General features: G+C 68.6%; 29 protein-coding genes. 7 read left to right on the forward strand and 22 right to left on the reverse strand.

Going from position 1 to position 26,596, the window contains the following annotated elements:
* Positions 1 to 89 precede the first annotated feature (89 nt).
* Together HNP51_RS02405 and HNP51_RS02410 are read left to right on the forward strand one after the other, a co-directional pair.
* The gene (locus tag HNP51_RS02405; protein ID WP_184266680.1) at positions 90 to 698 is read left to right on the forward strand and encodes a response regulator; all 609 of its coding nucleotides are present in this window, start codon (positions 90 to 92) and stop codon (positions 696 to 698) included.
* A 59-nt stretch (positions 699 to 757) separates the two neighbouring features.
* Positions 758 to 1,540 (forward strand): sulfite exporter TauE/SafE family protein, encoded by a 783-nt coding sequence (locus HNP51_RS02410; protein WP_184266683.1) that lies wholly within the window; start codon positions 758 to 760, stop codon positions 1,538 to 1,540.
* Positions 1,541 to 1,705: 165 nt separating this feature from the next.
* On the opposite strand, the gene HNP51_RS02415 is transcribed toward HNP51_RS02410, so the two are convergent.
* The 5 genes from HNP51_RS02415 to HNP51_RS02435 form a co-directional block, all read right to left on the reverse strand.
* Positions 1,706 to 2,302 carry a glutathione S-transferase N-terminal domain-containing protein gene (locus tag HNP51_RS02415; protein ID WP_184266686.1) on the reverse strand — a complete coding sequence of 199 codons (597 nt, stop codon included), beginning with the start codon at positions 2,300 to 2,302 and terminating at the stop codon, positions 1,706 to 1,708.
* 2 nt (positions 2,303 to 2,304) lie between these two features.
* Positions 2,305 to 3,453, reverse strand: a complete 1,149-nt coding sequence (gene ispG / locus HNP51_RS02420) for a flavodoxin-dependent (E)-4-hydroxy-3-methylbut-2-enyl-diphosphate synthase (protein WP_184266689.1) — start codon at positions 3,451 to 3,453, stop codon at positions 2,305 to 2,307.
* Positions 3,454 to 3,517: 64 nt separating this feature from the next.
* The gene (locus HNP51_RS02425; RefSeq protein ID WP_184266692.1) at positions 3,518 to 4,582 is read right to left on the reverse strand and encodes a helix-turn-helix domain-containing protein; all 1,065 of its coding nucleotides are present in this window, start codon (positions 4,580 to 4,582) and stop codon (positions 3,518 to 3,520) included.
* Positions 4,583 to 4,676: 94 nt separating this feature from the next.
* Positions 4,677 to 6,944 (reverse strand): phosphoenolpyruvate--protein phosphotransferase, encoded by a 2,268-nt coding sequence (gene ptsP / locus HNP51_RS02430; protein ID WP_184266695.1) that lies wholly within the window; start codon positions 6,942 to 6,944, stop codon positions 4,677 to 4,679.
* Positions 6,945 to 7,003: 59 nt separating this feature from the next.
* Positions 7,004 to 8,278, reverse strand: a complete 1,275-nt coding sequence (locus HNP51_RS02435) for an aspartate kinase (RefSeq protein ID WP_184266699.1) — start codon at positions 8,276 to 8,278, stop codon at positions 7,004 to 7,006.
* A gap of 56 nt (positions 8,279 to 8,334) precedes the next feature.
* On the opposite strand from HNP51_RS02435, the gene ubiG reads away from it, so the two are divergent.
* The gene (gene ubiG, locus HNP51_RS02440; protein WP_184266702.1) at positions 8,335 to 9,153 is read left to right on the forward strand and encodes a bifunctional 2-polyprenyl-6-hydroxyphenol methylase/3-demethylubiquinol 3-O-methyltransferase UbiG; all 819 of its coding nucleotides are present in this window, start codon (positions 8,335 to 8,337) and stop codon (positions 9,151 to 9,153) included.
* A gap of 30 nt (positions 9,154 to 9,183) precedes the next feature.
* Here ubiG and HNP51_RS02445 read toward each other — a convergent pair.
* The 9 genes from HNP51_RS02445 to HNP51_RS02485 form a co-directional block, all read right to left on the reverse strand.
* Positions 9,184 to 9,941 (reverse strand): IS5 family transposase gene (locus tag HNP51_RS02445; protein WP_184266705.1). Its coding sequence is split into 2 segments (ribosomal slippage): positions 9,184 to 9,605 and positions 9,605 to 9,941, totalling 759 coding nucleotides; the frame shifts between segments, so codons are not numbered across the junction.
* Between the two features lie 70 nt (positions 9,942 to 10,011).
* Positions 10,012 to 10,566 (reverse strand): lipocalin family protein, encoded by a 555-nt coding sequence (locus HNP51_RS02450; RefSeq protein WP_184266708.1) that lies wholly within the window; start codon positions 10,564 to 10,566, stop codon positions 10,012 to 10,014.
* A 37-nt stretch (positions 10,567 to 10,603) separates the two neighbouring features.
* Positions 10,604 to 11,137, reverse strand: a complete 534-nt coding sequence (locus tag HNP51_RS02455; RefSeq protein WP_260398287.1) for a GNAT family N-acetyltransferase — start codon at positions 11,135 to 11,137, stop codon at positions 10,604 to 10,606.
* Entirely contained in the window at positions 11,092 to 11,565 is a 474-nt protein-coding gene (locus HNP51_RS02460) for a DUF6265 family protein (RefSeq protein ID WP_184266711.1), read from the reverse strand. Before HNP51_RS02460 ends, HNP51_RS02455 begins: the two co-directional genes overlap by 46 nt.
* A gap of 36 nt (positions 11,566 to 11,601) precedes the next feature.
* Entirely contained in the window at positions 11,602 to 12,411 is an 810-nt protein-coding gene (locus tag HNP51_RS02465; RefSeq protein WP_184266714.1) for a helix-turn-helix domain-containing protein, read from the reverse strand.
* 4 nt (positions 12,412 to 12,415) lie between these two features.
* Entirely contained in the window at positions 12,416 to 12,847 is a 432-nt protein-coding gene (locus HNP51_RS02470) for a DUF1178 family protein (protein WP_184266717.1), read from the reverse strand.
* 10 nt (positions 12,848 to 12,857) lie between these two features.
* On the reverse strand, positions 12,858 to 13,697 hold the full coding sequence (locus tag HNP51_RS02475) for a carbon-nitrogen hydrolase family protein (RefSeq protein ID WP_184266720.1): 840 nt from the start codon (positions 13,695 to 13,697) through the stop codon (positions 12,858 to 12,860).
* Complete coding sequence (gene grxC / locus HNP51_RS02480; RefSeq protein ID WP_184266723.1) at positions 13,697 to 13,954, reverse strand: glutaredoxin 3; 258 nt, start codon at positions 13,952 to 13,954, stop codon at positions 13,697 to 13,699. Before grxC ends, HNP51_RS02475 begins: the two co-directional genes overlap by 1 nt.
* A gap of 30 nt (positions 13,955 to 13,984) precedes the next feature.
* A complete protein-coding gene (locus HNP51_RS02485; protein ID WP_184266726.1) occupies positions 13,985 to 14,803 on the reverse strand; it encodes a ComF family protein in 819 nt (272 codons plus the stop codon).
* Between HNP51_RS02485 and HNP51_RS02490 the strand changes: the two genes are divergently transcribed.
* Positions 14,802 to 15,689 carry a methyltransferase domain-containing protein gene (locus HNP51_RS02490; protein WP_184266729.1) on the forward strand — a complete coding sequence of 296 codons (888 nt, stop codon included), beginning with the start codon at positions 14,802 to 14,804 and terminating at the stop codon, positions 15,687 to 15,689. The two genes, HNP51_RS02485 and HNP51_RS02490, sit on opposite strands and share 2 nt — an antisense overlap.
* 9 nt (positions 15,690 to 15,698) lie before the next feature.
* On the opposite strand, the gene HNP51_RS02495 is transcribed toward HNP51_RS02490, so the two are convergent.
* Genes HNP51_RS02495 through HNP51_RS02510 form a run of 4 tightly spaced genes read right to left on the reverse strand, consistent with a single transcriptional unit; the run spans position 15,699 to position 18,667 of the window.
* Positions 15,699 to 15,881, reverse strand: coding sequence for a Flp family type IVb pilin (locus HNP51_RS02495; protein WP_184266732.1), 183 nt, complete (start codon positions 15,879 to 15,881; stop codon positions 15,699 to 15,701).
* A gap of 25 nt (positions 15,882 to 15,906) precedes the next feature.
* On the reverse strand, positions 15,907 to 16,323 hold the full coding sequence (locus HNP51_RS02500) for a (deoxy)nucleoside triphosphate pyrophosphohydrolase (RefSeq protein WP_184266735.1): 417 nt from the start codon (positions 16,321 to 16,323) through the stop codon (positions 15,907 to 15,909).
* A complete protein-coding gene (gene argJ, locus HNP51_RS02505; protein ID WP_184266738.1) occupies positions 16,320 to 17,714 on the reverse strand; it encodes a bifunctional glutamate N-acetyltransferase/amino-acid acetyltransferase ArgJ in 1,395 nt (464 codons plus the stop codon). The genes HNP51_RS02500 and argJ overlap by 4 nt, the downstream gene beginning before the upstream one ends.
* Entirely contained in the window at positions 17,711 to 18,667 is a 957-nt protein-coding gene (locus tag HNP51_RS02510) for a peptidylprolyl isomerase (RefSeq protein ID WP_184266740.1), read from the reverse strand. Before HNP51_RS02510 ends, argJ begins: the two co-directional genes overlap by 4 nt.
* 274 nt (positions 18,668 to 18,941) lie before the next feature.
* On the opposite strand from HNP51_RS02510, the gene secA reads away from it, so the two are divergent.
* Both secA and HNP51_RS02520 read left to right on the forward strand, forming a co-directional pair.
* A complete protein-coding gene (secA, locus tag HNP51_RS02515; protein ID WP_184266743.1) occupies positions 18,942 to 21,794 on the forward strand; it encodes a preprotein translocase subunit SecA in 2,853 nt (950 codons plus the stop codon).
* A 231-nt stretch (positions 21,795 to 22,025) separates the two neighbouring features.
* Complete coding sequence (locus tag HNP51_RS02520) at positions 22,026 to 23,189, forward strand: aminotransferase class V-fold PLP-dependent enzyme (RefSeq protein WP_184266745.1); 1,164 nt, start codon at positions 22,026 to 22,028, stop codon at positions 23,187 to 23,189.
* Between the two features lie 4 nt (positions 23,190 to 23,193).
* Here HNP51_RS02520 and HNP51_RS02525 read toward each other — a convergent pair whose 3' ends face one another.
* From HNP51_RS02525 to HNP51_RS02535, 3 genes are read right to left on the reverse strand one after another with little or no spacing between them, the layout of a single operon-like run.
* Entirely contained in the window at positions 23,194 to 23,670 is a 477-nt protein-coding gene (locus HNP51_RS02525; protein WP_184266748.1) for a hypothetical protein, read from the reverse strand.
* A 58-nt stretch (positions 23,671 to 23,728) separates the two neighbouring features.
* Positions 23,729 to 24,652 carry an alpha/beta fold hydrolase gene (locus tag HNP51_RS02530; protein WP_260398288.1) on the reverse strand — a complete coding sequence of 308 codons (924 nt, stop codon included), beginning with the start codon at positions 24,650 to 24,652 and terminating at the stop codon, positions 23,729 to 23,731.
* Positions 24,625 to 25,119 carry a Fur family transcriptional regulator gene (locus HNP51_RS02535; protein WP_184266751.1) on the reverse strand — a complete coding sequence of 165 codons (495 nt, stop codon included), beginning with the start codon at positions 25,117 to 25,119 and terminating at the stop codon, positions 24,625 to 24,627. Before HNP51_RS02535 ends, HNP51_RS02530 begins: the two co-directional genes overlap by 28 nt.
* 159 nt (positions 25,120 to 25,278) lie before the next feature.
* On the opposite strand from HNP51_RS02535, the gene HNP51_RS02540 reads away from it, so the two are divergent.
* Positions 25,279 to 26,073: a SapC family protein gene (locus HNP51_RS02540; protein WP_184266754.1), complete on the forward strand. Its 795-nt coding sequence runs from the start codon at positions 25,279 to 25,281 to the stop codon at positions 26,071 to 26,073.
* A 105-nt stretch (positions 26,074 to 26,178) separates the two neighbouring features.
* On the opposite strand, the gene HNP51_RS02545 is transcribed toward HNP51_RS02540, so the two are convergent.
* A complete protein-coding gene (locus HNP51_RS02545; protein WP_184266756.1) occupies positions 26,179 to 26,586 on the reverse strand; it encodes an acyl dehydratase in 408 nt (135 codons plus the stop codon).
* Positions 26,587 to 26,596 lie beyond the last annotated feature (10 nt).

Below are 26,596 nucleotides of genomic sequence, written 5' to 3' on the forward strand. Positions count from 1 at the left end.
GAACAGCCGTCACAAGCCCGTCAGGCCGGTTCCTTCGCAGGTGCAAAACCCCTAGCTCCACCGGGGCTGAAACAAGACAGGAGACGGGCATGTTCGATGGAAACGCGGATTCGACCGCTGGCGCGGACGCCAATGTGGCGCGGCTTTGCGCCCTCTACGACGGCTTGCTGGAGCGTTCGGACGCCACGATTTCTACGGAGGCCGAGACCGAACTGAAGGCCCTGGCCAAGATTTTCGACCTGGACGCTGACCGCCCAGCCGCCGAGCTATGGCCCTATGTGCGCGCCGTCCTGGTGCGGCAGGCGCCGGCTGAAACGCCCGCCGCCGCGCCGACCGTCGAGCCCCTGACCGTCCTGCTGGTCGAGGATGACGCCGAGGCCGCCGCCGCCCTGACCGAGGCGCTGGACGCCGCCGGACACCGCGTCGTCGGCCCCTTCCACAGCGCCGAGGCCGCCGAGGCCGCGACCGCGCTCCACCCCATCGACGTGGCCCTGCTGGACATCAACCTGTCGGGCGAGGCCACCGGCGCCGACCTGGCCCGCAGCCTGAAGGCGCGCTGGGGCGTGCCGGTCATCTTCCTGTCCGGTGATGTCAGCGCCGCCGCCGCCAACGCCGAACTGGCCGCCGCCATGGTCATCAAGCCCTACACCGGCCGCGACGTGCTGGACGCCATCGCGCGACTGGAGCCGAGACGCTGAGGCTTCAAGGCCATTGCCAAGCCGAGCGGGGGATGCGCCTGATGCGGCCAGAGGGCTGAATGGACACCTTTTTCCTGTTTCTGCTGGTAGGCGTTCTGGCCCAGGCGATCGATGGCGCCCTGGGCATGGCCTATGGCGTCATCTCGTCCTCGGTGCTGCTGGCCCTGGGCGTGCCCCCGGCCATGGCCTCGGCCAGCGTCCACGCCGCCGAAGTCTTCACCACCGCCGCCTCAGCCGGCAGCCACGCCTGGCACAGGAATGTCGAGTGGCGCCTCTTTCTGCCGCTGGCCATCGCGGGCGTCATCGGCGGGGTGCTGGGGGCCTATGTCCTGACCGGGATCGACGGCGATGTCATCAAACCCTTCATCATCGCCTATCTGGCCCTGATCGGGGTCTGGATCCTGTGGCGAGCCGGGCATGACGTGCCGCATCGCCACCTGCCCGCCTGGATCACCGCCCCCATCGGCGTGGTCGGCGGCTTCCTCGACGCCATCGGCGGGGGCGGCTGGGGTCCTACGGTGTCCTCGACCATGGTCGGCGCCGGGCATGACCCCCGCAAGGCCATCGGCACGGTCAACACCGCCGAGTTCTTCTTGACGGTCGCCGTATCCGCCACCTTCGTCTGGGCCATCGTCACGGGCCACTGGGAAGAGGCCGGTGCGCTGGAGAACCACGCCGCCGCGGTCGGCGGACTGGTCGTCGGCGGGCTGATCGCCGCGCCCTTCGCCGGGCTGATCGTCAAGAAGGTGCCGCGCAAGGTCCTGGCCTATGCGGTCGGCGGTCTGCTGCTCTTCCTCGCCGCCTTCCAGGGCGCGCAACTGGCGGGCCTGTTCGGGCGATAACCACCATGCCGCTCATCCCGACGGACGCCGGGACCCAGTGCTTTGGCCCCGACCTCGACGCTGGAACGAAGCACCATTTCTTCGGGGAGCCTTGGGCTCTCACTGGATCCCGGCGTCCGCCGGGATGAGCGGATTAACGGGGCGGCGCCTGAAAAGCTGAACGGCTCAGACGGGAACAGTCGCCTGGAAGCTGGGACGCTGCTCCAGCGCGGCCTGAAGCGCGACCAAGTTGGGTCGGCCCGTCTTCCAGTCATAGTCGGGGTGGCGGAAGCTGATCCAGCTGACGGCGATCCCGGCGCTCAGCACGCCCATGTCGAAGTCCCCGGCGTCGGGCGCGGCGGCTTCGAGCGCGTCCAGCGCTCGGCCCATGTTGAAGGTCCAGCGGGACATCCACGACGGCGAGCGCTCGGCCTCGGGGCGGCGCTTCTCCAGCACCAGCTTGACGCCCATCTCCAGCGTGGCGTTGGCCAGGGTCTCCAGACGCTTGACCCGCAGCCATTCCGCGCCCTCGGCGGGCAGCAGACGCGGGCCGGAGCCGATGGCGTCGAGGTACTGGCAGATGACCGGACTGTCGGTCAGCGGCAGGCCGTCCTCGGCGATCAGGGTCGGCGCCTGGACCACCGGATTGGTCGCCAGCAGTTCCGGCGCATTGGCGTAGGGATCGACCGCGATCTCCTCGATCCGGTCGGACAGCCCCTTCTCATGGGCGACGATGCGGACCTTGCGGGCGAAGGGCGACGGGGTGGTGCTGTAGAGCTTCATGGCTACTCGGCGGCGTTCAGGACGGCGGTTGCGGCGCGGGCGGCGTCCAGTTCGGCGGCCTTGGCTTCGACCAGGTCGACGATGTGGTCGATCATGCCGTCATTGGCCTGTTTGCCGGCGATCTTGCCGTTCATATAGACCATGCCCGCGCCCTTGCCGCCGCCGGTGAAGCCGACGTCGGTATAGAGGGCCTCGCCCGGGCCGTTGACGACGCAGCCGATGATCGACAGCGACATGGCCGTCGAGACGTGGGCCAGCTTCTCTTCCAGAATGGCTACCGTCTCGATGACGTTGAAGCCCTGACGGGCGCATGACGGACAGGCGATGATGTTCACCCCCCGGTGGCGCAGACCCAGGGATTTCAGGATGTCGAAGCCGACCTTGATCTCTTCCACTGGATCGGCGGCCAGCGAGACGCGGATGGTGTCGCCGATCCCGGCCCACAGCATGTTCCCCATGCCGATGGCCGACTTGATCGTGCCGGTACGAAGCGGCCCGGCCTCGGTCACGCCCAGGTGCAGCGGGCAGTCGATGGCCTCGGCCAGCTGCTGATAGGCGGCGACCGTCAGGAAGGGGTCCGACGCCTTCACCGAGATCTTGAACTCGTGGAAGTCCAAGTCCTGCAGGATGCGGGCGTGGTTCAGGGCGCTCTCGACCATAGCGTCGGGACAGGGCTCGCCGTACTTCTCCAGCAGCTCCTTTTCCAGAGACCCGGCGTTGACGCCGATGCGCATGGAGCAGCCGTGGTCGCGGGCGGCCTGGACGACCTCCTTGACCCGGTCGATGGAGCCGATGTTGCCGGGGTTGATGCGCAGGCAGGCGGCGCCCGCCTGGGCCGCCTCGATGCCGCGTTTGTAGTGGAAGTGGATGTCGGCCACGAGCGGCACGCGGGCCTCACGCGCGATGGTCCTGAAGGCCGCCGTCGACTCCTCATCGGGGCAGGAGACGCGGACGATGTCGGCCCCGGCCTCTTCCAGCTGACGGATCTGCTCCAGCGTCGCCGCCGCATCGGTCGTCGGCGTATTGGTCATCGACTGGACGCTGATCGGGGCGTCGCCGCCGACAGCGACGGAGCCGACCATGATCTGGCGGCTCTTGCGGCGCTCGATGTGGCGCCAGGGACGGATGTGGCCGAATTCGGAACTGCTCATGTCGCGCGGAACATAGGCGAGGAACGACGGCAAAACCACGACATCAGCCGGGGTCCGCGACGATTCATCCCGCGGGGGGCGGCGCCTGGGCGGCGGGCGGCGGGGCGACCGGCGCCGGCGCAGCCGCGAGGGCGGCGGCGGCCTGGGCGGCGCGGGCGCGGGCCTGAACCTCGGCGGCGGCGGCGGCGCGGGCCTCGGACTGGCGGGCGTCGGCCTGGGCGCGGGCGTTCAGCTGACCCAGCGGCGATGCGGGCGCCGGCAAGGCCCCGCTGTGCTCGCCGTTCAGATAGACGTCGAAGGCCGCAGGGTCCGACACGTCCACCGTGGCCGAGACATTGGGCGGCGCGCGCCAGGCCTCGCCAGCCGCCAGCTGACGCGCAAACAGGATGCGACCGTCGCCCTGACGCACGACCAAAGTGGCCGGCTTCTTGGCCTGAAGAATGACCTGCGAGGAAATGGCCGCGGCTCCATAGACGGGGCCGCGCGGGTTGAAGGCGGCCTGCACCGGCGGCGCCGGCGCCACCACGGCGTTGGGATCATCGGGGTCGACGCCCGTCAGCTGAGCCTCCAGACCCGGCGTAATGTAGAGGGCGGGGGTGGTTTGATCCGGCGGGGCGGCGCGCGGCGCGCCCAGATACAGGGCCTTATCGACCTCGGCGTCGGCCGCCTTGGCCCAGTCCTTGGGCACGGCGACCAGATCAGACGGGTGCGGCGGCTCGATGCGGACGACGCGCTGGAAGACGTTCCAGCCCACCACGGCCAGGATCAGCACGCCCAGGGCGGCCAGGACCTTGGGCGAGGTGCCGCGCATCTGCTGCAGGGCGGCGCCGGTCGGGGCCTGAAGCGGCACGGCGGCGTCCGGGAACTCGCGCTTGAAGCGCTCGACGGCGGTCAGTTCGTCCAGACCCAGCGCCCCGGCATAGGCGCGGACATAGCCCATGGAGAAGATGCGCGACGGCAGGACCGAGAACTCGTTCTGCTCCAGCGCCGTCAGATAGCGCGGATGCACCCGCGTCATGGTCGACAGCTGGGCCATGGAGCGGCCCGAGGCGAGACGGGCCGCGCGCAGGGCCTCGCCCAGCGTCTCGGCGTCCTCGAGGGACGGCGCGTCTTGCCGATCCTGATCCATGCGGGGTTCCGTTGGTGCGGGCGCGAACACGCCCTCCCCCTCGCTTAGACGAGGGCTGTGCTGCGGGCAACGCGGGAAAGCGGCCCCGCTTGGATCAGACGATGACGTTCAGCTTGCGCGCCAGGGACTCGATCTCGCCGCGCACTGATCCGGCCGAGGAGCCGAGCAGGACATTCATGCCGCGACGGGCGGCGGGCAGGTCCGCCGACAGGATCATCCGCTTGACCGGCCCCACCCCGCCGGCGGGCGCCGACAGGCGGGTGTAGCCCAGGGTGATCAGGGCGAAGGCTTCCAGCGGACGCCCGGCCAGTTCGCCGCAGACCGAGACCGGGGTGGCGCTGTCGGCGCACTTCTGCTGGATCTCGGCCAGAGCGCGCAGGGCCGGGGGCGACAGGGGATCATAGCGATCCGAGACCAGGGGATTGGTCCGGTCGGCGGCGAACATGTACTGCAACAGGTCGTTGGTGCCGATCGACACGAAGTCGGTCAGCGGCAGCAGGGCGTCCAGGTGCCACAGCAGGCTGGGGCATTCGACCATGGCCCCGACGCGCAGCAGGGACGGCAGGGGCCGCCCGCGACGCCGCGCCCAGTCGCACTCGACATCGACCAGTTCGCGCGCGGCGCGGAACTCGTCCACCGTGGCGATCATGGGGAACATGACGCGCAGCTCGCGCCCGGCGGCGGCGGTCAACAGGGCGCGGATCTGCATCCGAAGCAGGGCTGGACGGTCCAGGCCCAGACGGATGGCGCGGCGCCCCAGGGCCGGGTTCTCTTCCCGCTCATTGTCCAGATAGGGCAGGACCTTGTCGCCGCCGATGTCCAGGGTGCGGAAGGTGACCGGCCGGTCGCCCGCCGCGTCCAGCACCAGCTTGTAGAGCGCGGTCTGCGCGTCCAGACGCGGCAACTCGTCCGAGACCATGAACTGGAACTCGGTGCGGAACAGGCCGATGCCCTCAGCCCCCGTTGTGTCCAGATTTTCCAGATCCACGGCCAGACCGGCGTTGGTCAGGACGGTGATGCGCGTGCCGTCCTTGGTGACGGCGGGGGTGTCGCGCAGCAGGTCGAACTCGGCCCGGCGCTGCGCCCGCACGACCATGCGCGACTGCACCGCCGCCAGCATGTCGGGGCGGGGGCGCAGATAGGCCTCGCCCGTTTCGCCATCGACGATGACCTGATCGCCTTCGGACAGGCGGTCACGCAGGCCTTGCAGACGCCCGACGCAGGGAATTTGCAGGGCGCGGGCGACGATGGCGGCGTGGCTGGCGGCAGAGCCTTCCTCCAGCAACAGGCCGCGCAGCTTGTGGCGCGGATATTCCAGCAGGTCGGCGGGGCCGAGGTTTCTGGCCACCAGAATGGCGTCGTCGGGCAGGTCGCGATGGCCGGGATTGTCGCCCGCCAGCACCCGCAGCAGACGGTTGGCCAGGTCCTCGAAGTCGTGCAGGCGCTCGCGGATATAGGGGTCGCGGGCACTGGCGAAACGGGCGCGGTGTTCGTTGCGGACGCGGTCGACGGCGGCCTCGGCGGTCAGGCCCGAGCGCACCGCCTCCTCCAGCGACCGGTTCCAGCCCCGGTCGTCGGCGAACATGCGATAGGTTTCCAGCACCTCGAACGAGGTCCCGCCCAGCTTGGTCTTGCCGCCTTCCAGCATGACGTCGATGCCGGCCTTGAGCGCCGACAGGGCCTGGGCCAGACGTTTTTCCTCCGCGACCGGATCGTCGGACAGCAGCTGCTCAGGCGCCAGGGGCGCCTCGTGCTGGACAACCACGCCGTAGGCCAGGCCTTCGGCGAACTTCTGACCCTTCAGCCGTTCGGGGCGATGGGGGGCCACCTCGACGTCGCGCAGTTCGTCCTGGGCCAGCAGCTCGCCGGAGGCGACCGTCTCGGCCAGGACCATGGCGATGGTCTGGATGTCCTCGACCTCTTCCTCGTCATAGCGACGGGCGGCGCGGTTCTGGACGACCAGAACCCCGATGGCCCGGCCGCCGCGCAGCAGGGGCGCGCCCAGGAAGGCGTGGAAGGGGTCTTCGCCGGTTTCCGGGCGATAGGAGAAGCTGGGGTGGGACGGGGCGTCCGACAGGCTGATCGGCTGGGCCAGCCGGGCCACCTCGCCGACCAGGCCTTCGCCGGGCCTCAGGCGGGTGTTGTGAACGGCCTCGGGGTTCAGACCCTGGGTGGCGAACAGCTCCAGCTCGCCCGAGGCGCGGCGCAGATAGATGGAGCAGACTTCGGCCACCATGGACTGGGCGATGGTGCGCACCACCATGTCCAGCCGTTCCTGCGCCGGGCCGCCGCCGGCCATGGCTTCGCGGATCTGGCGCAGGAGGTTGCGAGGCCCCCTCGTCGTCAATCCGCCCTTCACCATGTCGCCTCCCGCCTTGCCGCCCCGCTGGCCTCACCAGATAGGGCGGCGTCCTTGTTTTCCTATAACGCGTCCAGCCCGTAGGCCGAATGCAGCGCCCGAACGGCCAGTTCGGAATAGGCGTCCTCGATCAACACGCTGATCTTGATCTCGGATGTCGAGATGGCCTGGAACTTCACGCCCTTGTCGGCCAGAGCCCGGAACATGGTCTGGGCCACGCCGGCATGGCTGCGCATGCCCACGCCGATGACCGAGATCTTGGCCACGTCGGCGTCGATGCGCAGTTCTTCAAAGCCGATCTCGGCCTTGGCGGCCGACATCATCTCGGCGGCGCGCTGGGCGTCGCGGCGTCCCGTGGTGAAGGTCAGGTTGACCGCGCCCTCGGTGCGGGCCTGGCTCTGCACGATCATGTCCACATTGACGTTGGCCTCGGCCAGACGCGTGAAGACGTCGGCGGGGGCGTCGGTGCGGTCCGCCAGACCCAGCAGCGTGATCCGGGCTTCGTCCCGGCTCATGGTCACACCGGAAACGATGCGCTTTTCCACGATCTCATCCTCATCGCAAATCAGGGTGCCGGAGGCTTCCGGCAGGTTTCCATTCTCATCCGGCTCGATAAAGCTGGACAGGACCCGCACGGGGACCTGCTTGGCCATGGCCAGTTCGACCGAGCGCGTCTGCAGCACCTTGGCCCCCAGAGAAGCCATTTCCAGCATCTCCTCGTAGGAGACCTTGCTCAGGCGCCGCGCGCGGCTCTCGATGCGGGGGTCGGTCGTATAGACGCCGTCCACATCGGTGTAGATGTCGCACGGCGCGCCCAGGGCTGCGGCCACCGCCACCGCCGAGGTGTCGGAACCGCCGCGCCCCAGGGTCGTGATGCGGCCGTCGCGGGTCACGCCCTGGAAGCCGGGGACAATGGCGATCTGGCCCGTGTCGATGGCGGCGCCGAGGACATCGCCCGGCACGTCCTCGATGCGGGCGCGGCCGTGGGCGTCGTCGGTGATGATCGGGATCTGCCAACCCATCCAGCTGCGCGCATTCAGGCCCATGTTGCGCAACGTCAGCGCCAGAAGGCCCGACGTCACCTGCTCGCCCGAGGCGACCACCACATCGTATTCGTCATCCGACAGGGGCAGGCCCGCAGCCGCCGGCCCGGCGCCGTCGGTCCAGGCCACCAGCTCATTGGTCTTGCCGGCCATGGCGGACACCACCACGGCGATCTGTTTGCCCTTTGCGGCCTCGGCGGCGATAATTCGCGCCGCACGACGAATACGCTCGAGGTCTCCCATGGAGGTCCCCCCGAACTTCATCACCAGTCGTGTCGTTTCGGGCCGCGTCATCGTGCCGTTTCGTCCCCTGCTTGCATGGGCGGCCAAGGCGGTTCATGCCTGCGACCATGTCCGCTTCTAACGACAGCCTTGAGCCGCGCAAACCCCAAAGCGAAGAGGGTTTTTCACCCTTTGCAACCGATCGTGCCGAGGGGCCCAGCATCGATCCTGCCGATGTGGCCCGTTTCTCGGCCCAGGCGGCCGAGTGGTGGGACCCGAAAGGGCCGTTCGCGCCCCTGCACCGCTTCAATCCGGCGCGGCTGAAATTCGTCCGCGACCGCGCCGCCGAACATTTCGGTCGCGACGTTCGGACGCGCGCGCCCTTTGCCGGTCTCAGCTTGATCGACATCGGCTGCGGCGGCGGCCTGATCGCCGAGCCGATGCGGCGCATGGGCTTTGAGGTCACGGCCCTGGACGCCTCGTCCGAGAATATAGGCACGGCCCGCGCCCACGCCGAACAGGTGGGCCTCGACATCACCTATCGCGCCGCCACGGTCGAACAGATGGTCGAAGCGGGCGCGGGGCCCTTCGACGTGGTTCTGACCATGGAGGTGATCGAGCACGTGGCCGATCCGGAAGCCTTCGTCCGCGCCTGCTCGAAACTGATCAAGCCCGGCGGCTTGATGATCGTCGCCACCCTGAACCGCACGCTGAAGGGCCTGCTGCTGGGCAAGGTCGCCGCCGAATATGTGCTGCGCTGGGTCCCCGCCGGCACCCACGACTGGCGCCAGTTCCTCAAGCCCGAGGAGCTGCGCGCCATGCTGGACGGCGAGCCCCTGACCGTCACCGGCCCCTATGGGCTGGCCTATGACCCGCTCAACGACCGCTGGAGCGAGGGCGACGACGTGGGCATCAACTACATGATGATGGCGACGCGGGACGCCTGACGCCCCGCGCCTTGCCTCTAGGGTCCGGACTCATTTGGCCCAGTAACAGACGGTGGCGGCGATGAGCACGCCGGAGAGGTAGTTGGTCGCGAGCTTGTCGTAGCGGGTGGCGACGCGGCGATAGTCCTTGAGCCTGGCCCAGAGGCGCTCGACGGTGTTGCGCTGACGATAGGCGACGACGTCGTAGGGGATGGGGCGTTTTCGCGACGTCGTGGTCGGGATGACGGCTTCGGCGTTGCGCTCGGCCAGACGCTTCCTGAGGTGATCGGCGTCGTAGCCGCGATCAGCCAGCAGCTTTCGAAACGGCCCGGCGGCCTCGATCAGGGCGTGGGCCATGGTGATGTCATTGGTGTTGCCGGCGCTTAGCAGCAGCACGCGGGGCCTGCCTCGGTCGTCCACCAGTCCGTGGATCTTGGTCGTCCGCCCGCCTCTGGAGCGGCCTATGCTCTGGAAGAAGGCCCCCCTTTAGCGCCCGCCGCCGACCGGTGAGCCTTGACCGAGGTCGAGTCGATGGCGGCGCTGGAGTAGACGCCGCTGTGGCCGGTCAGGGCTTTAAAGATGTCGTGCCAGACGCCTTGGCGGCTCCACCGGTTGAAGCGATTGTAGACCGTTGTGTACGGCCCGTACTCGGCCGGGCAGTCGCGCCAGCGCCCGCCCGACTGGAGCATGTAGACGATGCCGGAGATCACCCGGTGATCATCGACCCGTCGCGCACCGCGACGTCCGCGAGGCAGGTGTGGCTCGATCCGCGCCCAAGCCTCGTCATCCAGCCAGTAGAGCTTCCGCATTCAAGGTCCCCTTCCAGAAACCTTGAATCAGAGCACGCCCCTGACGACCAGGACTTATTGAGTACGGAGCCTAGTGCTGCGTCTCGCGCAGCAGCGACAGGTCGTAACCCAGGGCCTGGACCCGGTTGCGCAAGGCCTGGCGGGTTTCCGCCGCAGGGCGAGCCTCGCGGCTGAGGAGCCAGAGATAGCGGCCCGAGGGCTCGCCGACGATGGACCAGCTGTAGTCGTCGGCGTGGTCCAGAACCCAGTAGTCGCCGACATAGAAGGGGCCGAAGAAGGAGACCTTCAGCTTGGCGTTGTCGCTGCCTTCGACGATCTTGGCGCGGGCCTCGGCCTGTTTCACGGGGCCGTCGACCGCGCCCTGACGGCAGCGGTTCAGCACGCCGATCAGGCCGTCGTCGCGCAGGCTGTAATCAGCCGTCACCGCCTCGCAGTCCTTCTGGAAGCCGGCCTCGTAGCGGGCCAGCTCGTACCAGCGGCCGAGATAGCGATCCAGGTCCACCGGCTTGGCGGGCTGCGGCACGGCGGCGTTGCCGACCGGCCCGCGTTGCAAGGTGGCGCAGGCGCCCAGGGCCAGGGCGGCGCCGGCCAGCAGGACGAGGGGAAGGGTGCGTTTGAAGCTCATGGGGTCCGAAAGACTCGAGGCCCGCTTAAGGTTCCGCTTAGAGCGTCCGGATCATGTAGCGGGCGTCGTCGCCGTAGCTGGCCAGCTTTTCGGCCATGCCGGGCGGGGTCTGGACGACGAAGCCGTTGCGCTCCCAGAAGCCCGTCGCCTCGTTGACGGCGACCAGGGCGATCTCCTGCCAGCCCGCCGCCTTCGACTGCTCCGCCAGACGCTCGACGATGGGCCGCGTGTAGCCGCCGCCGCGCGTGTCGGGATGGACCGCCAGATCATGCAGATAGATGACCTCGGCGTCGCTCGGAACCGCGCCGATCAGGCTGTCCAGCGGCGGGGCCGAATTCCGACGCCAGGGATAGGCCATCAGATAGCCCATGACGGTTCCCGCTTCGTCAGACAGGACGAAGCAGCCCTCGGGGGCCAGGGCCTGACGCTCGGCGAAACACTCGCGCGCCTCGAAATGGTCGGGGAAGGACAGACGGGCGACCGCGACGACCCCGTCGATATCGCTAGGCGTCATCGGCCGCCAGGCTAGCTGGGACAGCGGGCGTTCAGTTCCGCCTTGTTGAATGTCCATTCCGCACTCCGGGTCTCATCATCATCCGCCCCTTCGATGCGGGCGGCCAGCACATCCCCCGTGCGTTGATAGAGGATGCGGTGCGGAAAGTCGTTGGCGGGGTTGGCGAAAACCACGCGCTGCGGGCCGCTTTCGATCAGCCGGAAGGGGACGGCGGCTGCCCCTTCGGGCCGTGCGAAGTAGGCCAGGCCGCCTTCCGGAGCCGGTCCGATATGGGCGGATTCGAAGCCGCTGCGGCCATTGCGCACGGTGACGGCGGAGCCGACGATCAGGCCCAGGCGCGGATCGCTCCAGGTCTCAGACGCCTCGCGCCCGCCGGAGCAGTCCAGCCAGTAGCCGGCCAGCCACGACAGGTCGGGCGCGGGCCCAGACGCAGGTGATGGGGTCTGCATCAGAGCGGCGGACATCAGGGCGGTCAGCAGCGACATCAAGGTCTCCCTCCTCGGTTGGGTAAGAAGCCTAGATCAGTCCGACCCGTCCGGCTTGTAGCTTTGCGACGCCAGTTGCCGGGCCAGTTCCATCTGTTCGCGCGCCCATTCGGTGGCGGTGCAGCCGAGGAAGCGGCGGAAGTCGCGGGCCATCTGCGGCTGGTCGAAATAGCCGGCGGCCAGCCCGGCCTCCAACCAGGGAGCGGCGTCCTGGCCCATGGCGTGGTCGAAGACGCGGCGGAAGCGAAAGACCGACCGCAGGGTGCGCGGGGCCACGCCGACCCGGTCGCGAAAGCGGCGTTGCTGGGCGCGGCGGTCGGCGGGCGACAGGGCCGGCGCTTCCGTCTCGCGTTCGGCGGCGGAGACCTCGGCGCGGACGGCGGGGTCGATGCGCCAGCCTCCGGCGCGGCGCTGGCCCTCCAGCCAGTCGGACAGGGCTGCCGCCTGACCCGCCGGATCGCCGGACGGGGCGGAAAAACCCGCCAGCCGCGCCACCAGATCGAGACGCCGGTCGGTCGCTTCAATCAGAGGGCTCCCGAGGAAATCCCGCGCGCCATCCGGCTCGAAGCGGGCGGCGACGATCTCGACCGGCCCGACGGGGCGGATGGCCATGGGCCGGGTCATCTGGCCGGCGAAGATGACCGGCGGCTGGGGCCCGAAGACGCCGTCCTCGCCCGCCTCCTCGTAGGGGGCGGCCAGGTCGATCACCAGTTCGGGGCAGCCGTCGGGGGCGATGCGCTGCACCGCGCCCGAGGGCTCCGGCGCCGCATAGGTCCAAAGGGTGCGGACGAAGGGGCGCAGGCTCGGCGGCGGCGCGAACTCTTCGTATCTCTCCCCCTGCCCCATCCGCTCAGTTGGCCTTCTTCGGGTCGGGCGGCAGACTGGGCAGGGCGGCGCAGGATACGCCGTCGTCCTTCAGCTTCTTGATGTCGGCGGGGGTGGCCTCGCCGTAGATCTCGCGCTTCTCGGATCGGCCTTCGTGGATGTCGCGGGCCTCGCGGGCGAAGGCGTCGCCGACATAGTCGAAATTCTGCTCGACGTGGTCGCGCACCTGGCGCGCCGCCTGCATCATCATGGCCTGCATCTTCGCCATGTCCGGCGCGGGCGCGGCCTTCTTCGTACCCGCCACGGCCGGAGCCATCACCTGCTTGCGCACCCCGGTGGAGCCGCAGAAGGGGCATTCGACCAGACCGCGCGCGGCCTGATCGTCATAGTCGGAGGATGAGGCGAACCAGGCCTCGAAGCCGTGGTCGTGGTCGCAGGACAGGGCGTAGCGGATCATGACGGCCCGATCATTGCGGCCAGTCGAAATCGCGGTCGTGCAGCAGGGAGGGGACCGCCTGTCGCGCGCGCTGGACGGCGCTCAGGTCCAGGGTCGCAGGCAGCACGCACGGGTCGTCATGGTCGGCCTTGGCGATGATCTCGCCCCAGGGGCCGACAATGGTGGAGCGACCCCAGGTCTGGCGGCCGTCCTCGTGCGCGCCGCCCTGGGCCGGGGCCATGACGAAGGCCCCGGTCTCGATGGCGCGGGCCCGCAACAGGGTCTCCCAGTGGGCCTCGCCGGTCGGGCGGGTGAAGGCGGCGGGCACCGCGATCATCGTCGCGCCAGTCTTGGCCAGAGCGCGATACAGATGCGGGAAGCGCACGTCGTAGCAGATGCTGAGACCCAGCCGGCCCCAGGGCGTTTCGGCCACGGTCGCGCCGACGCCGGGCCGGACCGAGGCGCTCTCGCGATAGGTCTCGCCCCCCGGCAGATCGACGTCGAAGACGTGCAGCTTGTCATAGCGGGCGACCACCGCCCCGGTCGGATCAACCAGCAGGGAGCGGTTGGCGGCGCGGTCGTCGCCGGGCGCATCCGAGCGCACAATGGCCGAGCCGATCAGCAGCCAGACGCCGAGCTCGTCGGCCAGAGCGCGCAGGCCGAGGACGGCGGGGTCGGCGTCCTCGGTGGACAGGGCGGCGTCGCGCAGACCCCGGCGCTGTTCGAGGACGTTCGTCCCCTCGGGCGTCAGGATCAGTTTCGCACCGCCCGCCGCCGCTTCGCGGATCAGCGGCTCGACATGGGCCAAGCCCGCGCTCGCCGTCGCCGGCGTCCGCGTCTGGATCAGCGCAACGTCGAGCCGCTCGTCCATCAGGCCGCCAGCAGGGCGTCGAGACCGCCGCGCGCATCCAGGGCGTGGATGTCGTCGGAGCCACCCACGTGTTTGTCGCCGACAAAGATCTGCGGGAAGGTCGACTTGCCGTTGGCGCGGGCGACCATCTCGGCCTTGATCTCGGGATCACGCGAGGCGACGATTTCCGTAAATTCGACGCCCTTGCGCTTCAACAGAGCCATGGCGGCGGTGCAATAGGGGCAACCGGGCTTGGTGTAGATAACGACTTCGGCCAACTCAGAGTCTCCAATACTCAGATTAACCCCCTACTTAGGCGGTTCGCGCGCGGTTCGCACCCTCGCGATGACCGCCAGGTCCACCGCACGGGCTCCGGCGGACAAAAGGACGCGGGCGCAGGCCTCGGCCGTGGCCCCCGTGGTCAGGACGTCATCGACCAGAAGGACGCGCCGCCCCTTGATCCGACGACGCCCGGCCTCGGTGACGGCGAAGGCCTTTTTCACGTTCAGACGCCGCCCGCGCGCCGACTTGCCCCCCTGGCTATCGGTCGGGGTCGCCCGGATGAGGGCGTCGGGCAGATAGTCGAGCCCGGCGGTGCGGGCCAGGGGCCGGGCGATCTCGGCGGCCTGATTGAAGCGCCGGGCCAGCAGTCGAGACCGGTGCAGGGGCACAGGGACCACGGCGTCGGCCTCGGCCAGGACATCGGCGGCGGAGCGGGCGATCCAGCGGGCGAACAGGGGGGCGAACTGCTGCTGGTCGCCGTGCTTGAACTTGAGGATCAGACCGCGTGAGGCCTCGTCATAGACGCAAGCCGCGCGGGCGCGGGCGAAGGCGTAGGGCTGGACCTGACAGGCCACACAGCGGTCGGAGGCGAAGTCCCCGCCGTCATACTCGAACGCCGCGCCGCAGCCGTCGCAGACAGGCGCCTCAAGGAACGCCACCCGGCTCCAGGCGTCGGGCGACAGGCCGGCCGAGGCCGTGGCCTCGCGGCTGTCGTGGGCCATCGGCGGCAACAAAAGGTCCAGCAGTCCGCGCGCCCATTCTCGCACCTGGCCGCGCGCGCCCAGCGATATATGGGCCGTCGCGTCTTTCAATCCGGTCCGCCAACCCCCATCCTGAACGGACATGAGCGCCCCCTCCTCCGGTCCCCCGATCATCTTCGACGCCGCCCGCCGCGCCGCGCGCCTGAGCCGCGCCGTCCGACGTTTCCCCGACGCCGACTTCCTGCACCTGCGCGCCGCCGAGAATGCGGTGAACAGTCTGGAGGTGATCCTGCGCGAGTTTCAGGCCCCCGTCGACCTGTCGCCCCATCCCGGCGTCTTCGCCCGCGTCCTGGCCGACAGCACGGCCCGCGATCGCGTGGGCAAGGTCCGCGTCGCGGGCTCGACGCCCGAGCGCGCCGCGCCGGGCGCCGGGCCTCTGGGACTGGAGGACGGATCGGCCGATCTGATCGTCAACCTATTGGGCCTGCACTGGGCCAACGACCTGCCCGGCGCCCTGAGCCAGATCCGGCGCGCGCTGAAGCCCGACGGCCTGTTCGTGGCCAGCCTGTTCGGCGCCGCGACGCTGAAGGAGTTGCGCGGCGTCCTGACCGAGGCCGAGTTGGAGGTCAACGGCGGGGCGCAGGCGCGCGTCTCACCCTTCGCCGACGGGTTTGACGGCGCGGCCCTGTTGCAGCGCGCCGGGTTCGCCCTGCCGGTGACCGACGTGGATCGGGTGACGGTGCGCTATAATGATCCCTTCGCCCTGATGCGCGACCTGCGGGCCATGGGCGAGACCAATGTGCTGGCGGGGCCGATCCGGCCGCTGAGCCGGGCCGTGCTGGCGCGCGCGGCCCAGCTTTACGCCGAACGCCACGCCGGGGCGGACGGCCGCATCCCCGCGACCTTCGAGATGGTGCATCTGGCCGGCTGGGCCCCGCACGAGGATCAGCAAAAGCCCTTGCCGCGCGGCTCAGCCAAGATGCGGCTGGCGGATGCGCTGGGCGTCAGGGAACAGACGGGCGAGCCCTGAAGCCTCGAGTCAGCCGCCGTCGACGGCGGCGCCGATCGCGGTGCTGATCTTGTCATACATCACGTCTGTCTGGCTGGCGAAGGCGCCGACCGCCCCGATGATGACCAGAAAGATCAGGGCGCAGATCAGGCCGTATTCGATGGCGGTGGCGCCGCTGTCGTCGCGAAGAAACCGGCCGATGAAACGTCGCATCCTGGCCCCCTCCTGCGGCGGCTGATCAGAGCAGGTCGCGCAACCAGGCGACCAGGGGTTCGTCAGCCGGGGGCATGGGATAGTCCGACAGCTTGTTCGGCTTCACCCAGGCCAGGCCCGCATGTTCGCGCGCCACGACCACGCCGGACCAACGCCGGCACAGGTAGAGTGGCATCAACAAGTGAAAGGATTCGTAAGCGTGACTGGTAAACACGAAGGGGGCCAGGCAGGCCTCGTTCACGTCGATGCCCAGTTCTTCGTTCAGTTCGCGGATCAGGGCCTGTTCGGGCCGCTCGCCCGGCTCGACCTTGCCGCCCGGAAATTCCCACAGGCCCGCCAGTTGCTTGCCCTCGGGCCGCTTGGCGATCAGCACGCGGCCGTCGGCGTCGATCAGGGCGACGGCGACGACGAGCACGGTAGGGACCGCTGCGCCCTCGCTCACGAACGATAGTCCCCGTTGATCTCGATGTAGCGTTTGGTCAGGTCGCAGGTCCAGACCGTCGCCGAGGCCCGACCCGAGCCGACATGGACAGTGATGTCGATCTCGGCGTTCTTCATATAGGCGCTCATCTGGGCCTCGTCGTAGGTCGGCGACGGGGCGCCGTCCACGGCGGCGACATGGGGGCCAAAATGGATGGCCAGACGGTCGCGATCCACGGCCTCCTCGGTCTTGCCCACGGCCATGACGATGCGGCCCCAGTTGGCGTCCTCGCCGGCGATGGCGGTCTTGACCAGAGGGCTGTCGGCGATCGACTTGGCCAGCTTGCGGGCCGAGGCGGGGCTGGCCGCGCCGTCCACGGTGATGCGGACGAACTTGGTCGCGCCCTCGCCGTCCTTGACCAGCTGGTGGGCCAGATCGAGCATGACCCGGTCCAGAGCCGCCGAGAAATCCTTGAGCCGTCGGTCGCCGACCCGACCGATGCGCGGCGCGCCCGAGGCCCCGGTGGCGAACAGCAGGGCCGTGTCATTGGTCGAGGTGTCGCCGTCCACCGTCACCGAGTTGAAGGTGGTGCGGACGTGCAGGTTCAGCAGGGCCTTCAGCACCGGCGGGGCGATGTCGGCGTCGGTGACGATGAAGGCCAGCATGGTGGCCATGTCGGGCGCGATCATGCCCGAGCCCTTGGCGATGCCGGCGATCTTCACCTTGACGCCCTCGATCTCACATTCCGCGTAAGAGCCCTTGGGGAAGGTGTCCGTGGTCATGATGCCCAGACCGGCCTCGGCCCAGGCGTCAGCCTTCAGCCCGGCCTCGATGTCGGGCAGACGCGCCTTGATCTTGGTCTCGTCCAGCACCACGCCGATGACGCCGGTCGAGGCCAGCATGACGTCGCGTTGACGGCAATCGAAGCGTTTGGCTGCTTCGGAAGCGGTGCGACGGGCCGCATCGGCCCCGGCCTTGCCGGTGAAGGCGTTGGCGCAGCCGGCGTTGACGACCAGGACCTTGACGCCCTCGCCGCCGCCCTTGTCGGCCTCCAGCTGCCGCTTGCACCAGTCGACCGGGGCCGAGCCCACCTTATGCCGGGTGAAGACCCCGGCGCACGACGCGCCCTCGGGGAAGCGGAAGACCACGAGGTCGTCGCGCTCGTGCTTGTAGAAGCCGGCGCGTGCGGTGGCGATCTCGACGCCGCCGATAGGCGGAATGATCGGGAAGGGTACGGCCAGGGGCGAGATCATCAGGCCGGGCTTGCCCGGAGCTGAGGTCGTCGCGGTCTTGGCCGCCGACGGCTGGGTGGCGCGCTTCAGGGCGGAGGCCAACGGGTCCAGCGCCTTTTCGATGGCGTTTTCGATCATCTGGCCGGTCGAACCGGACTTGGAGGCGGGCGGACGGTTCATGAGGCGACGGTTCCGGCGGGAGAGGCGGCGACGGGGACGGCGGGCGCAGGCTTGACGGGCCCAGGTCGGGCGGGGGCTTGCGCCGCCGGTTTGGCGGGATTGAGGAAGACTTCGACCGAGGCCTTGCCGCGCAGCTGCTCCAGCAGCTGGCGCACGCCCTCATAGGTCAGATAGCGGACGATAAGGGGACGGGCCTGATCCAGGGTCGGCGGCGTCTCCAGGCGCCGATCCTCGATGCGCAGGACAGCCCAGCCGCCCTCGCCCTGGACCGGGCCGACCACGGCGCCGGGGGCCTGACCGCGCAGGGCGGCGGCGTAGGCGGCGGGCAGGACCTCCAGCGTCGAATAGCCCAGGTCGCCGCCGGAATAGCGGGTGGCGTCGTCGACCGAGCGCTGGGCGGCCACGGCCTCGAAGGCGGCCCCCTGCCCCAGGACGCCGACCACGGCGTCGGCCTGTTCCTTCGTATGCGACAGGATCAGACGGACGCGAACCTCTTCGGTCGTCTGCGCCCGGCGCTGCTGTTCCTGATAAAGGCGCTCGACCGCCTGGTCGGACACGGCGCCGCTGACCACGGATTCCACCAGCATGTCGCCGAGAATGCGTTCATGCACCGCCTCCAGCCGACGCTGGGCCAGGGCGCTCTTGTCCAGCCCGCGACGACGGGCCTCGGCGGCCAGAAGTTTCTGATCGACCACCTCATCCAGCACGCGGCGGAACAGCTCGGACTTGACGTCCAGCGGCTCGCCCTCGCCGACCAGACCCTGCGCCACCGCTTCACGGCGAACGTCCGAGGCCCAGACCGAACGGTCCAGCACCCGCGCCACGATCAGATCGTCCTTTTCCGGCGGCGCTTCCGCGTCGCCGCGCCCGCAGGCGGCCGTGAGGGCCAGGGCCAGTAGAGCCGACGCCAGCACCGGCCGCAGGGTTTGAAATGAGGGGCGCGAAAGCCGCATCAGGCGCTCCGGCCAAAAGGCGAAAGGGGCGAAAAACAGGAACCGGAAGGCCTGTCGCAGCAAGCCGTCGAAAGCCCCTCGCGTTGACAGGGGTTAGGGCGGTGCTTAAGTCCCGGCTGCGCCCAAGTCGAGGGGTTTTCGATCGTCTGCGCCGCCCCTGCGCGCGCCCCGGATTTCGGGGGTCGCCGGGACCGGCGTCGATCCGGGCCTTCTTGATCACGACGCTTCCTGTTTCCGAGCCTTCAGCCGCTCGACCGCCTTTACCGGATCGCCCATGCTCGGCTTCGCCAAGAAAATCCTCGGCTCCTCCAACGACCGCAAGGTCAAGGCCTTCCAGGCCCAGGCGCAGAAGATCAACGCCCTGGAACCCAAGTTCGAGGCCTTCTCGGACGACGAACTGCGCATGATGACGCAGACCTTCAAGGATCGGATCGCGGCCGGCGAAAGCCTGGACAAGATCCAGAACGAAGCCTTCGCCGTGGTGCGCGAGGCGTCCAAGCGGGTCCTGGGCCAGCGTCAGTACGACGTGCAGTTGGCTGGCGGCATGATCCTGCATGAAGGCGGCATCGCCGAAATGCGCACCGGCGAAGGCAAGACCCTGGTGGCCGTGGCCCCGGTCTATCTGAACGCCCTGGCGGGCAAGGGCGTCCACGTCATCACCGTCAACGACTATCTGGCGCGCCGCGACGCCGAGACCATGGGCAAGGTCTATCGCTTCCTGGGCCTTGAGGTCGGCGTCATCGTCAACGGCCTGTCGCAGGGCCAGCGCCAGGCGGCCTACAACGCCGACATCACCTACGGCACCAACAACGAATTCGGCTTCGACTACCTGCGCGACAACCTGGTCTATGACCGTCGCGAGATGGTGCAGCGCAGCCACCACTTCGCCATCGTCGATGAAGTCGACTCCATCCTGATCGACGAGGCGCGCACGCCGCTGATCATCTCGGGCCCGACCGAGGACCGGTCCGACCTCTACAAGATCGTCGATGCGATCGTGAAAGAGCTGATCAAGGACAAGGCCACCTACGATCTGGACGAGAAGCAGCGCCAGGCCCTGCTGACCGAGCTGGGCTCGGAGCGGATGGAAGAAATGCTGGAGGCCGGCGGCCACTTCGCCGAGGACACCACCGACCTCTATGACCCGGCCAACGTCAGCCTGGTCCACCACACCAACCAGGCCCTGCGCGCCAACACCCTGTACACGCGCGACAAGGACTACATCATCAAGGGCGGCGAGATCGTCCTGATCGACGAATACACCGGCCGCATGATGACCGGCCGTCGCCTGTCCGAAGGTCTTCACCAGGCCATCGAGGCCAAGGAAGACGTCAAGATCATGCCCGAGAACCAGACCCTGGCCTCGGTGACCATCCAGAACTACTTCCGCCTCTACGAAAAGCTGTCCGGCATGACCGGCACCGCCGCGACCGAGGCCCAGGAATTCCTCGACATCTACAAGATGGACGTCCTGGAAGTGCCGACCAACCGTCCGGTCCTGCGCAAGGACTATGACGACGAGGTCTATCGCACCTTCAGGGAAAAGAACGCGGCCATCGCCGCCCAGATCGCCGAGTGCCACGTCAAGGGTCAGCCCATCCTGGTCGGCACCGTCTCGATCGAGAAGTCCGAGGAGCTGTCCGACGTCCTCAAGAACTATGAGTACAAGGTCGAGACCGGCCGCACCCTCAAGGCCGCCTACGCCGGCCGCGAGAAGGAAGCGCAAAAGGTCGGCGACGACGCCTATGACATCACCTACGCCACCGGCCGCGGGATTCCGCACAACGTCCTGAACGCGCGCCAGCACGAGCAGGAAGCCTATATCGTCGCCGACGCCGGTCTGCCGGGCGCGGTGACCATCGCCACCAACATGGCCGGTCGCGGCACCGACATTCAGCTGGGCGGCAACCTGGAGATGCGCCTGCAGCGCTGGACCCAGGAACAGCGCAACATGGCCGTCGAGGTCACGCCCGAGGCCCTGGCCGCCATCGAAGCCCAATACAAGGCCGAGATCGCCGTTCACCGCGAAGCGGCCCTGGCCGCCGGCGGTCTGTTCGTGCTGGGCACCGAGCGCCACGAAAGCCGCCGCATCGACAACCAGTTGCGCGGCCGCACCGGCCGTCAGGGCGATCCCGGCACCTCGAAATTCTACCTGTCGTGCGAGGACGACCTGCTGCGCATCTTCGCCGGCGACCGTCTGGATTCGATCATGAAGTCCTTCGGCGTGGCCGAGGGCGAAGCCATCAGCCACCCCTGGCTGAACCGCGCCGTCGAGACCGCCCAGAAGCGCGTCGAAGCCCGCAACTACGACATGCGCAAGAACGTGCTGAAATACGACGACGTCGTGAACGATCAGCGCAAGGCCGTGTTCGAACAGCGTCAGGAGTTCATGGACGCCGAGGACCTGTCCGAACTGGTCGCCGACTTCCGCAGCGACGTGATCAACGACCTGGTCGAACGCTATATGCCGCCCAAGGCCTATGCCGAGCAGTGGGACATGGACGGTCTGGACGAGAAGGTCCGTTCGACCCTCGGCCTGGAGCTGCCGCTGAAGGAATGGGCCGCCGAGGAAGGCGTCTCGAACGAGGAAATCGAAGAGCGGCTGATGGCCGCCGCCGAGGCCCGCGCCGCCGAGCGTCTGGAAATGATCGGCGCTGACCAGACCCGCGGTCTGGAAAAGCAGTTCATGCTGCAGATGATCGACATGCAGTGGCGTGAGCATCTGGTCCATCTGGACCACCTGCGCGGCGTCATCGGCCTGCGCGGTTACGGCCAGCGCGACCCGCTGAACGAATACAAGACCGAAGCCTTCAACCTGTTCGAGACGCTGCTGCACGACCTGCGCCACAACGTCACCCGCTGGCTGATGACGGTCGAGTTCCGCTTCGAGGCCCCGCCGGCGATGGAGATGCCCGAGTTCCAGGAAATCCACCTGAACCCCGGCACCGGCGAGAACGAAATGGCCAATCCGTCGGCCCAGAACCCGGAAGGCATGCTGACCGGCGACGACCGCTCCAAGCTGCCGGTCGAGGCCCTGCCCGTCGGCTGGGAACGCACCAGCCGAAACGCCGACTGCCCCTGCCACTCGGGCCGCAAGTTCAAGCACTGCCACGGTAGTTTGATCTAGAAATCATGAGGCGGGTTCGCGAAAGCGGCCCGCCTTTTTCATGACTTCCGCTCATCCCCGCGGAGGCGGGGACCCAGTGCTTTGGCTGCAAGCTCGAGCGGAAGAACCACCCTCTAATCCACCCTCAGCATGTGAGGCTCTTACTGGGTCCCCGCCTCCGCGGGGATGAGCGGTGGAAGGAGGGTCCGTCTTTTCTGTTGGGTGGATGCACGATCCGGGTAAGGTCGAGGCATGAACTACAAGCCCCTCTTCTCGCGCGCCCTGGGTCTCGATCCCGAGCGGCTGCATTTCGCCGCCCACAGCCATCACCTGTGGCCCGACGCCAGCTTCGACGCCCAGGTGCAAGCCTGGGCCGAGGCCAACCGCTTCGCTGACCGCAAGTGGGACCTGATCTTCGGCGAGGTCATTCCCGAGGCGCAGAAGCATGTGGCGAAGGAGCTGAACCTGCCCTCGCCCGACAGCCTGATCTTTGCGCCCAACACCCACGACATCCTGCTGCGCATCGTCTCGGGCGTGGAGACAAAGCCGGTGCGCATCCTGTCCACCGACGGCGAGTTCCATTCCTTCCGCCGCCAGTCCGAACGCTGGGAAGAGGCCGGCGAGGCCGTGGTCACGCGGGTGCCGCTGCATCCCTTCGCCACCTTCGCAGAGCGCTTCGTGGCGGCGGCCAGGGCGGGCGGGCATGACCTGATCCTGGTCAGCCAGGTCTTCTTCCGCACCGGCCAGGTGTTCGACGCCGTGGCCGAACTGGCGGCTCTGGCCGACCCCGCCGGCCCCTGGGTGGTCATCGACGGTTATCACGGCTTCATGGCCATGCCGACCGACCTGTCGGCGGTGGCCGACAAGATCTTCTATCTGGCGGGCGGCTATAAATACGCCATGGCGGGCGAAGGGGCCTGCTTCCTGCATTCCCCGCCCGGCTTCTGTCCGCGTCCAGTCATCACCGGCTGGTTCGCCGAGTTCGGCCATCTGGAAGGCCCGCCCGGCGGGGTCCAGTACCGCACCGACGGCGGCCGCTTCTGGGGCGCCACCTTCGACGTCAGCGCCCTCTATCGCCTCAACGCCGTGCGCCGGATGCTGGACGAACAGGGCCTGACCACCGCCGCCGTCGCCGCCCACGCGCGCGGGCTTCAGGCGCGGTTTCAGGCGGCGGTACAGGGGGGCGAGGCCGGGGCCTTGTCCCAGGCCGAGATCCTCAACCCGGTCGAAGGCGACGCCCCGCGCGCCCGCTTCCTGGCCCTGCGCTCGGACGAGGCCGCGCGCTGGAAGGCCGACCTGCAACACATGAACGTGGTCACCGACGTGCGCGACGACGTCATCCGCTTCGGTTTCGGCCTGTATCAATCCGAAGAAGACGTGGAGCGGCTGATCCACGCCTGCGCCCGCCTGACCTGACAGCCTAGAAGAAGAGGCTGTCTTCCTGCCGCTGCGCCTCGGGCGCCCGCCTTGGCGTGGAGGGTCTGGACGTCGAGGGCCGCGTCGCGGGGGGACGTGGCGCGGCGGCCGGCGGGCCGGCGCGAAGCGGCGGCGGCGCTTCGTCCTCCGTGTCGAAGATCGAACCCCACAGCGAGGGTCTGGAAGGCTCCGTCGGCTCCTCGGGGAGCGGCGCGGGATGCGGCGTCGCTGGAGCGGGCAAGGCCGGATAGGTCATGGCCCCCTCCCCCTCCGCCGAGGCAGCCGAGGCCGTCGCTGCGGGCGACGAGGTCGGCCCCCCTTGAGCGGCTTCAGGCGGCGTCAGGGCGGCTTCCGTCAGGCGCTGATCGGCGGCGTTCCAAAGGATGGCCACGCCGAGCGCCAGCAGGATCAGGCCGATCCCGGCGCCGATAGCCGAGCCCAGCAGGAGACGCTTCAGATCACTGGCGGCGGGCGAACTCATGACGCCCAAGGCCTAACATCGAACCGATGGCCCCGGCCACCCCGGTCTCGACGGCGGCTCAGACAGCGATGTCGAGCAGGGCGTCGCGCACGATGTCGGGATGGGTCATGGGGAACAGGTGCCCGCCGCCCGCGACGCTTTCAACCTGCAAGCGCACCACGTCAGGGGTTGTCGTCGGCACGGCGCACAGGGCGCCGCTCTCGGCCTTCAGGATTCGCACCGCGCGCGGATAACGCCGCAGGGCTTGCCACGGATTATGCGCCTGGGCGGCGTAGTTGGACGCTTCCCAGTCCGGCGTGCAGGTCAGCTCGAAGCCGCGATCCGTCTCGGCCAGACCATCGACCAGATAGTCGGCCAGCATCAGGTCCGACCAGCCCTTGAAAGCCCCCCGCCCGCGATAGGCCTGCAAAGCCTGCTCACGACTGTCGAACAGGGCGCGCCGCTTGCGTGTGCCGGCCACAATGGGATTGCGGCCCGCCAGCCTCCAGACCAGCGGCAGGTTCATCATCACCACCATTTCGCGTCGCCAGATCACCGGGTCCAGCAACAGCAGGCGCGACACCCTCTCGGGTCGCTCCGCCGCCGCCAGAAGACCGCTGGTCCCGCCGATGGAGTGGCCGGCCAGGGCCACCGAGGGGCCGTCGACGGCGTCGAGCAGGGCGATCAGGTCGTCGCGATGGTCTTTCCAACTGCGGCGCCCCTCCGGCCGCGCCGGCAGCCGGCTTCGACCATGTCCGCGCAGGTCAGGAGCCCAGATGCGCAGAGCGCCCGACAAGGGCTGCAAAAGCGAGCGATAGGCATAGGCGTTGAAACCATTGGCGTGAGCGAAGATCAGATCGACAGGCCGGGCCGGATCGCCGAAATCCAGCACCGCCATCTCGCCGCCGCCCCAGCGGTTATCGATAGGGACATTCAGACGCCGCGGCGCCGACAAGGCCAGGGCGTCCATCTCGATCAGGCCGCCACGCGGCAGGCGGGGCATCGACCGTGGCCCTCGATCGTGGTGCGCTCAATCGCATAGCCGGCGGCCGACGCCGCATCGGCGAAGGCGTCGCCCCCCGCCACGGCGACCTCTTCCGTCGCGCCGCAGCAGTCGCAGATCAGGAAGGCGGCGGCGTGGGCGGGGGCGTCCCCGGCCACGGCGGTGCAGGCCACATAGGCGCTGATGGAGGCGATGCGGTGCACCACGCCCCTCCGCTCCAGGAATTCGAGGGCGCGATAGACCGTCGGCGGCTTGGCCGCCTGTCCGTCCAGACCATAGCGCGCAATCAGGTCATAGGCCTTGACCGGTTCGCCCGCCGCCAGCAGCAGCTCGAGCACCCGGCGGCGCGGCGCGGTCATGCGTTCACCCTCGGCGGCGCAGCGCGCCTCTACCGATACTATGGCCTCTTCGACCTCGGCGGCGCCGGGTCGGCTGTCGGCATGGTCATGATCGCAAGCAACGCCCATGCCCCACAGCTAAGGGGTCGCAGGCCGCATCGCAACCAGCCCCGGCGCCGCATGGGCGCGACCTCGTCGCCCAGGGTTCGCCGAACCATCGCGTTTGCGGCATGCCCGACCATAGGCTAGAAGGCTCGACCTTTCTGTTCAGAGCCGATCCGACACACCATGACCGACACCACGTCCCAAGCGTCCGGCCCCCTGTCCGGCAACGTCCTGTTTTACACCCAGCCGGAGCCGATCTCGTTCGAGGCCCATGGCAAGCTGGGCGTGACGCCGGCCGACAAGCCCTACGCCTTCGTCGCCCAGACCAATATCGTGCCGCTGACCGTGACCGAGTTCGCGCCCGCCGCCCTGTCCTACCCGATCATCTTCGTCGGCGACCTGAAACAGCCTGTCGTGGCCATGGGCCTGCGCCAGAACGACAACCTGTTCATCGACAACGGCGACTTCCGCGCCGACGCCTATATCCCGGCCTATGTCCGCCGCTATCCGTTCGTCTTCGCCAATGACGACACGCAGAACCGCATGATCCTGTGCATCGACCGCGGCGCGGCCTTCGTCAGCGAAAACGCCGAAATCCCCCTCTTCGAGGGCGAGCAGCCCAGCGCCTACGTCAACAATGCGATGGAGTTCTGCAACAACTTCGAGCAGGAGCGGCTGCGTACGGAATCCTTCGTCAAGCTGCTGACCGACCTGGACCTGTTCGAAACGCGCGAGGCCAACTTCACGCCACGCAACGCCGACGGCACGCCTGGCGAAGTGCAGAAGCTGGCCGAGTACTTCGCCGTCTCGGAAGACAAGCTGAAGGCTCTGCCGGCCGAGAAGCTGGTCGAACTGCGCGACAACGGCGCCCTGGGCCAGATCTACGCCCACCTGGTGTCGCTGCTGGGCTGGGACCGCCTGATCGCCATGGCCTTCGCCCGCGCCGCCGCTGAAACGCCGGTCGCCGCCAACGCCTGATAGGCTTTCTTTAAGGGCCTACCGCGCTAGCGCGCTGCTTGAGGCCCGTTGAAAATACAAAAAATGGAAACGCCCCGTCAGAAAACTGGCGGGGCGTTTTTCTGTCTAGCGTCGCGCGACCAGGGCGCGGGTCAGGCAGGAAAAGACCAGCCGCCCCGCTTCGTCCAGCAGGTCCTGCTGGGCGATGACGATGCCCTTGTCGTCGCCGACCGGGTCCTTGCCCATGATGGTCAGCCGCCCGCGCAGAAGTTCCCCGGGCGGCGGGTTGCGCATGAAACGCAGACCATCGACCGCCAGGGTCTTGGTCCCCGCCCAATGTCCGGCCTTCTCGGCCGACAGTCGGCTCCACAGGGCATAGACCAGGGCGTCGGGCGCGCCGTAAGCGACGTCCCAGCCCGGCGCGAACCGTTCGACGAAGACATCCATCGCGCCCCCGTCCACCGCGCAGGCGCCCAGGGGAATGACCTGGCCGACCTCGAGGTCCTCGAAATGGACGTGCAGCGGTTCGGTCATCCCGTCAGGC

Origin of the sequence: Brevundimonas bullata, assembly GCF_014207965.1 — a bacterium.
GTDB lineage: Bacteria > Pseudomonadota > Alphaproteobacteria > Caulobacterales > Caulobacteraceae > Brevundimonas > Brevundimonas bullata_A.

What these genes read in the sequence shown, in the direction of transcription:
- ubiG (WP_184266702.1), top strand. Translation starts at nt 8,335, where the DNA reads ATGTCCGCTTCTAACGACAGCCTTGAGCCGCGCAAACCCCAAAGCGAA.
- HNP51_RS02520 (WP_184266745.1), top strand. Translation starts at nt 22,026, where the DNA reads ATGAACTACAAGCCCCTCTTCTCGCGCGCCCTGGGTCTCGATCCCGAG.
- HNP51_RS02425 (WP_184266692.1), bottom strand. Translation starts at nt 4,582, where the DNA reads ATGGATCAGGATCGGCAAGACGCGCCGTCCCTCGAGGACGCCGAGACG.
- HNP51_RS02415 (WP_184266686.1), bottom strand. Translation starts at nt 2,302, where the DNA reads ATGAAGCTCTACAGCACCACCCCGTCGCCCTTCGCCCGCAAGGTCCGC.
- HNP51_RS02495 (WP_184266732.1), bottom strand. Translation starts at nt 15,881, where the DNA reads ATGCGACGTTTCATCGGCCGGTTTCTTCGCGACGACAGCGGCGCCACC.
- HNP51_RS02470 (WP_184266717.1), bottom strand. Translation starts at nt 12,847, where the DNA reads ATGATCCGCTACGCCCTGTCCTGCGACCACGACCACGGCTTCGAGGCC.
- HNP51_RS02530 (WP_260398288.1), bottom strand. Translation starts at nt 24,652, where the DNA reads ATGCCCCGCCTGCCGCGTGGCGGCCTGATCGAGATGGACGCCCTGGCC.
- HNP51_RS02450 (WP_184266708.1), bottom strand. Translation starts at nt 10,566, where the DNA reads ATGAGCTTCAAACGCACCCTTCCCCTCGTCCTGCTGGCCGGCGCCGCC.
- HNP51_RS02525 (WP_184266748.1), bottom strand. Translation starts at nt 23,670, where the DNA reads ATGAGTTCGCCCGCCGCCAGTGATCTGAAGCGTCTCCTGCTGGGCTCG.
- HNP51_RS02490 (WP_184266729.1), top strand. Translation starts at nt 14,802, where the DNA reads ATGAGCGCCCCCTCCTCCGGTCCCCCGATCATCTTCGACGCCGCCCGC.
- secA (WP_184266743.1), top strand. Translation starts at nt 18,942, where the DNA reads ATGCTCGGCTTCGCCAAGAAAATCCTCGGCTCCTCCAACGACCGCAAG.
- HNP51_RS02535 (WP_184266751.1), bottom strand. Translation starts at nt 25,119, where the DNA reads ATGGGCGTTGCTTGCGATCATGACCATGCCGACAGCCGACCCGGCGCC.
- HNP51_RS02405 (WP_184266680.1), top strand. Translation starts at nt 90, where the DNA reads ATGTTCGATGGAAACGCGGATTCGACCGCTGGCGCGGACGCCAATGTG.
- HNP51_RS02475 (WP_184266720.1), bottom strand. Translation starts at nt 13,697, where the DNA reads ATGGACGAGCGGCTCGACGTTGCGCTGATCCAGACGCGGACGCCGGCG.
- ispG (WP_184266689.1), bottom strand. Translation starts at nt 3,453, where the DNA reads ATGAGCAGTTCCGAATTCGGCCACATCCGTCCCTGGCGCCACATCGAG.
- HNP51_RS02510 (WP_184266740.1), bottom strand. Translation starts at nt 18,667, where the DNA reads ATGCGGCTTTCGCGCCCCTCATTTCAAACCCTGCGGCCGGTGCTGGCG.
- HNP51_RS02465 (WP_184266714.1), bottom strand. Translation starts at nt 12,411, where the DNA reads ATGGGGCAGGGGGAGAGATACGAAGAGTTCGCGCCGCCGCCGAGCCTG.
- HNP51_RS02460 (WP_184266711.1), bottom strand. Translation starts at nt 11,565, where the DNA reads ATGTCGCTGCTGACCGCCCTGATGTCCGCCGCTCTGATGCAGACCCCA.
- HNP51_RS02435 (WP_184266699.1), bottom strand. Translation starts at nt 8,278, where the DNA reads ATGACGCGGCCCGAAACGACACGACTGGTGATGAAGTTCGGGGGGACC.
- HNP51_RS02540 (WP_184266754.1), top strand. Translation starts at nt 25,279, where the DNA reads ATGACCGACACCACGTCCCAAGCGTCCGGCCCCCTGTCCGGCAACGTC.
- HNP51_RS02410 (WP_184266683.1), top strand. Translation starts at nt 758, where the DNA reads ATGGACACCTTTTTCCTGTTTCTGCTGGTAGGCGTTCTGGCCCAGGCG.
- HNP51_RS02485 (WP_184266726.1), bottom strand. Translation starts at nt 14,803, where the DNA reads ATGTCCGTTCAGGATGGGGGTTGGCGGACCGGATTGAAAGACGCGACG.
- HNP51_RS02455 (WP_260398287.1), bottom strand. Translation starts at nt 11,137, where the DNA reads ATGGACATTCAACAAGGCGGAACTGAACGCCCGCTGTCCCAGCTAGCC.
- HNP51_RS02545 (WP_184266756.1), bottom strand. Translation starts at nt 26,586, where the DNA reads ATGACCGAACCGCTGCACGTCCATTTCGAGGACCTCGAGGTCGGCCAG.
- argJ (WP_184266738.1), bottom strand. Translation starts at nt 17,714, where the DNA reads ATGAACCGTCCGCCCGCCTCCAAGTCCGGTTCGACCGGCCAGATGATC.
- ptsP (WP_184266695.1), bottom strand. Translation starts at nt 6,944, where the DNA reads ATGGTGAAGGGCGGATTGACGACGAGGGGGCCTCGCAACCTCCTGCGC.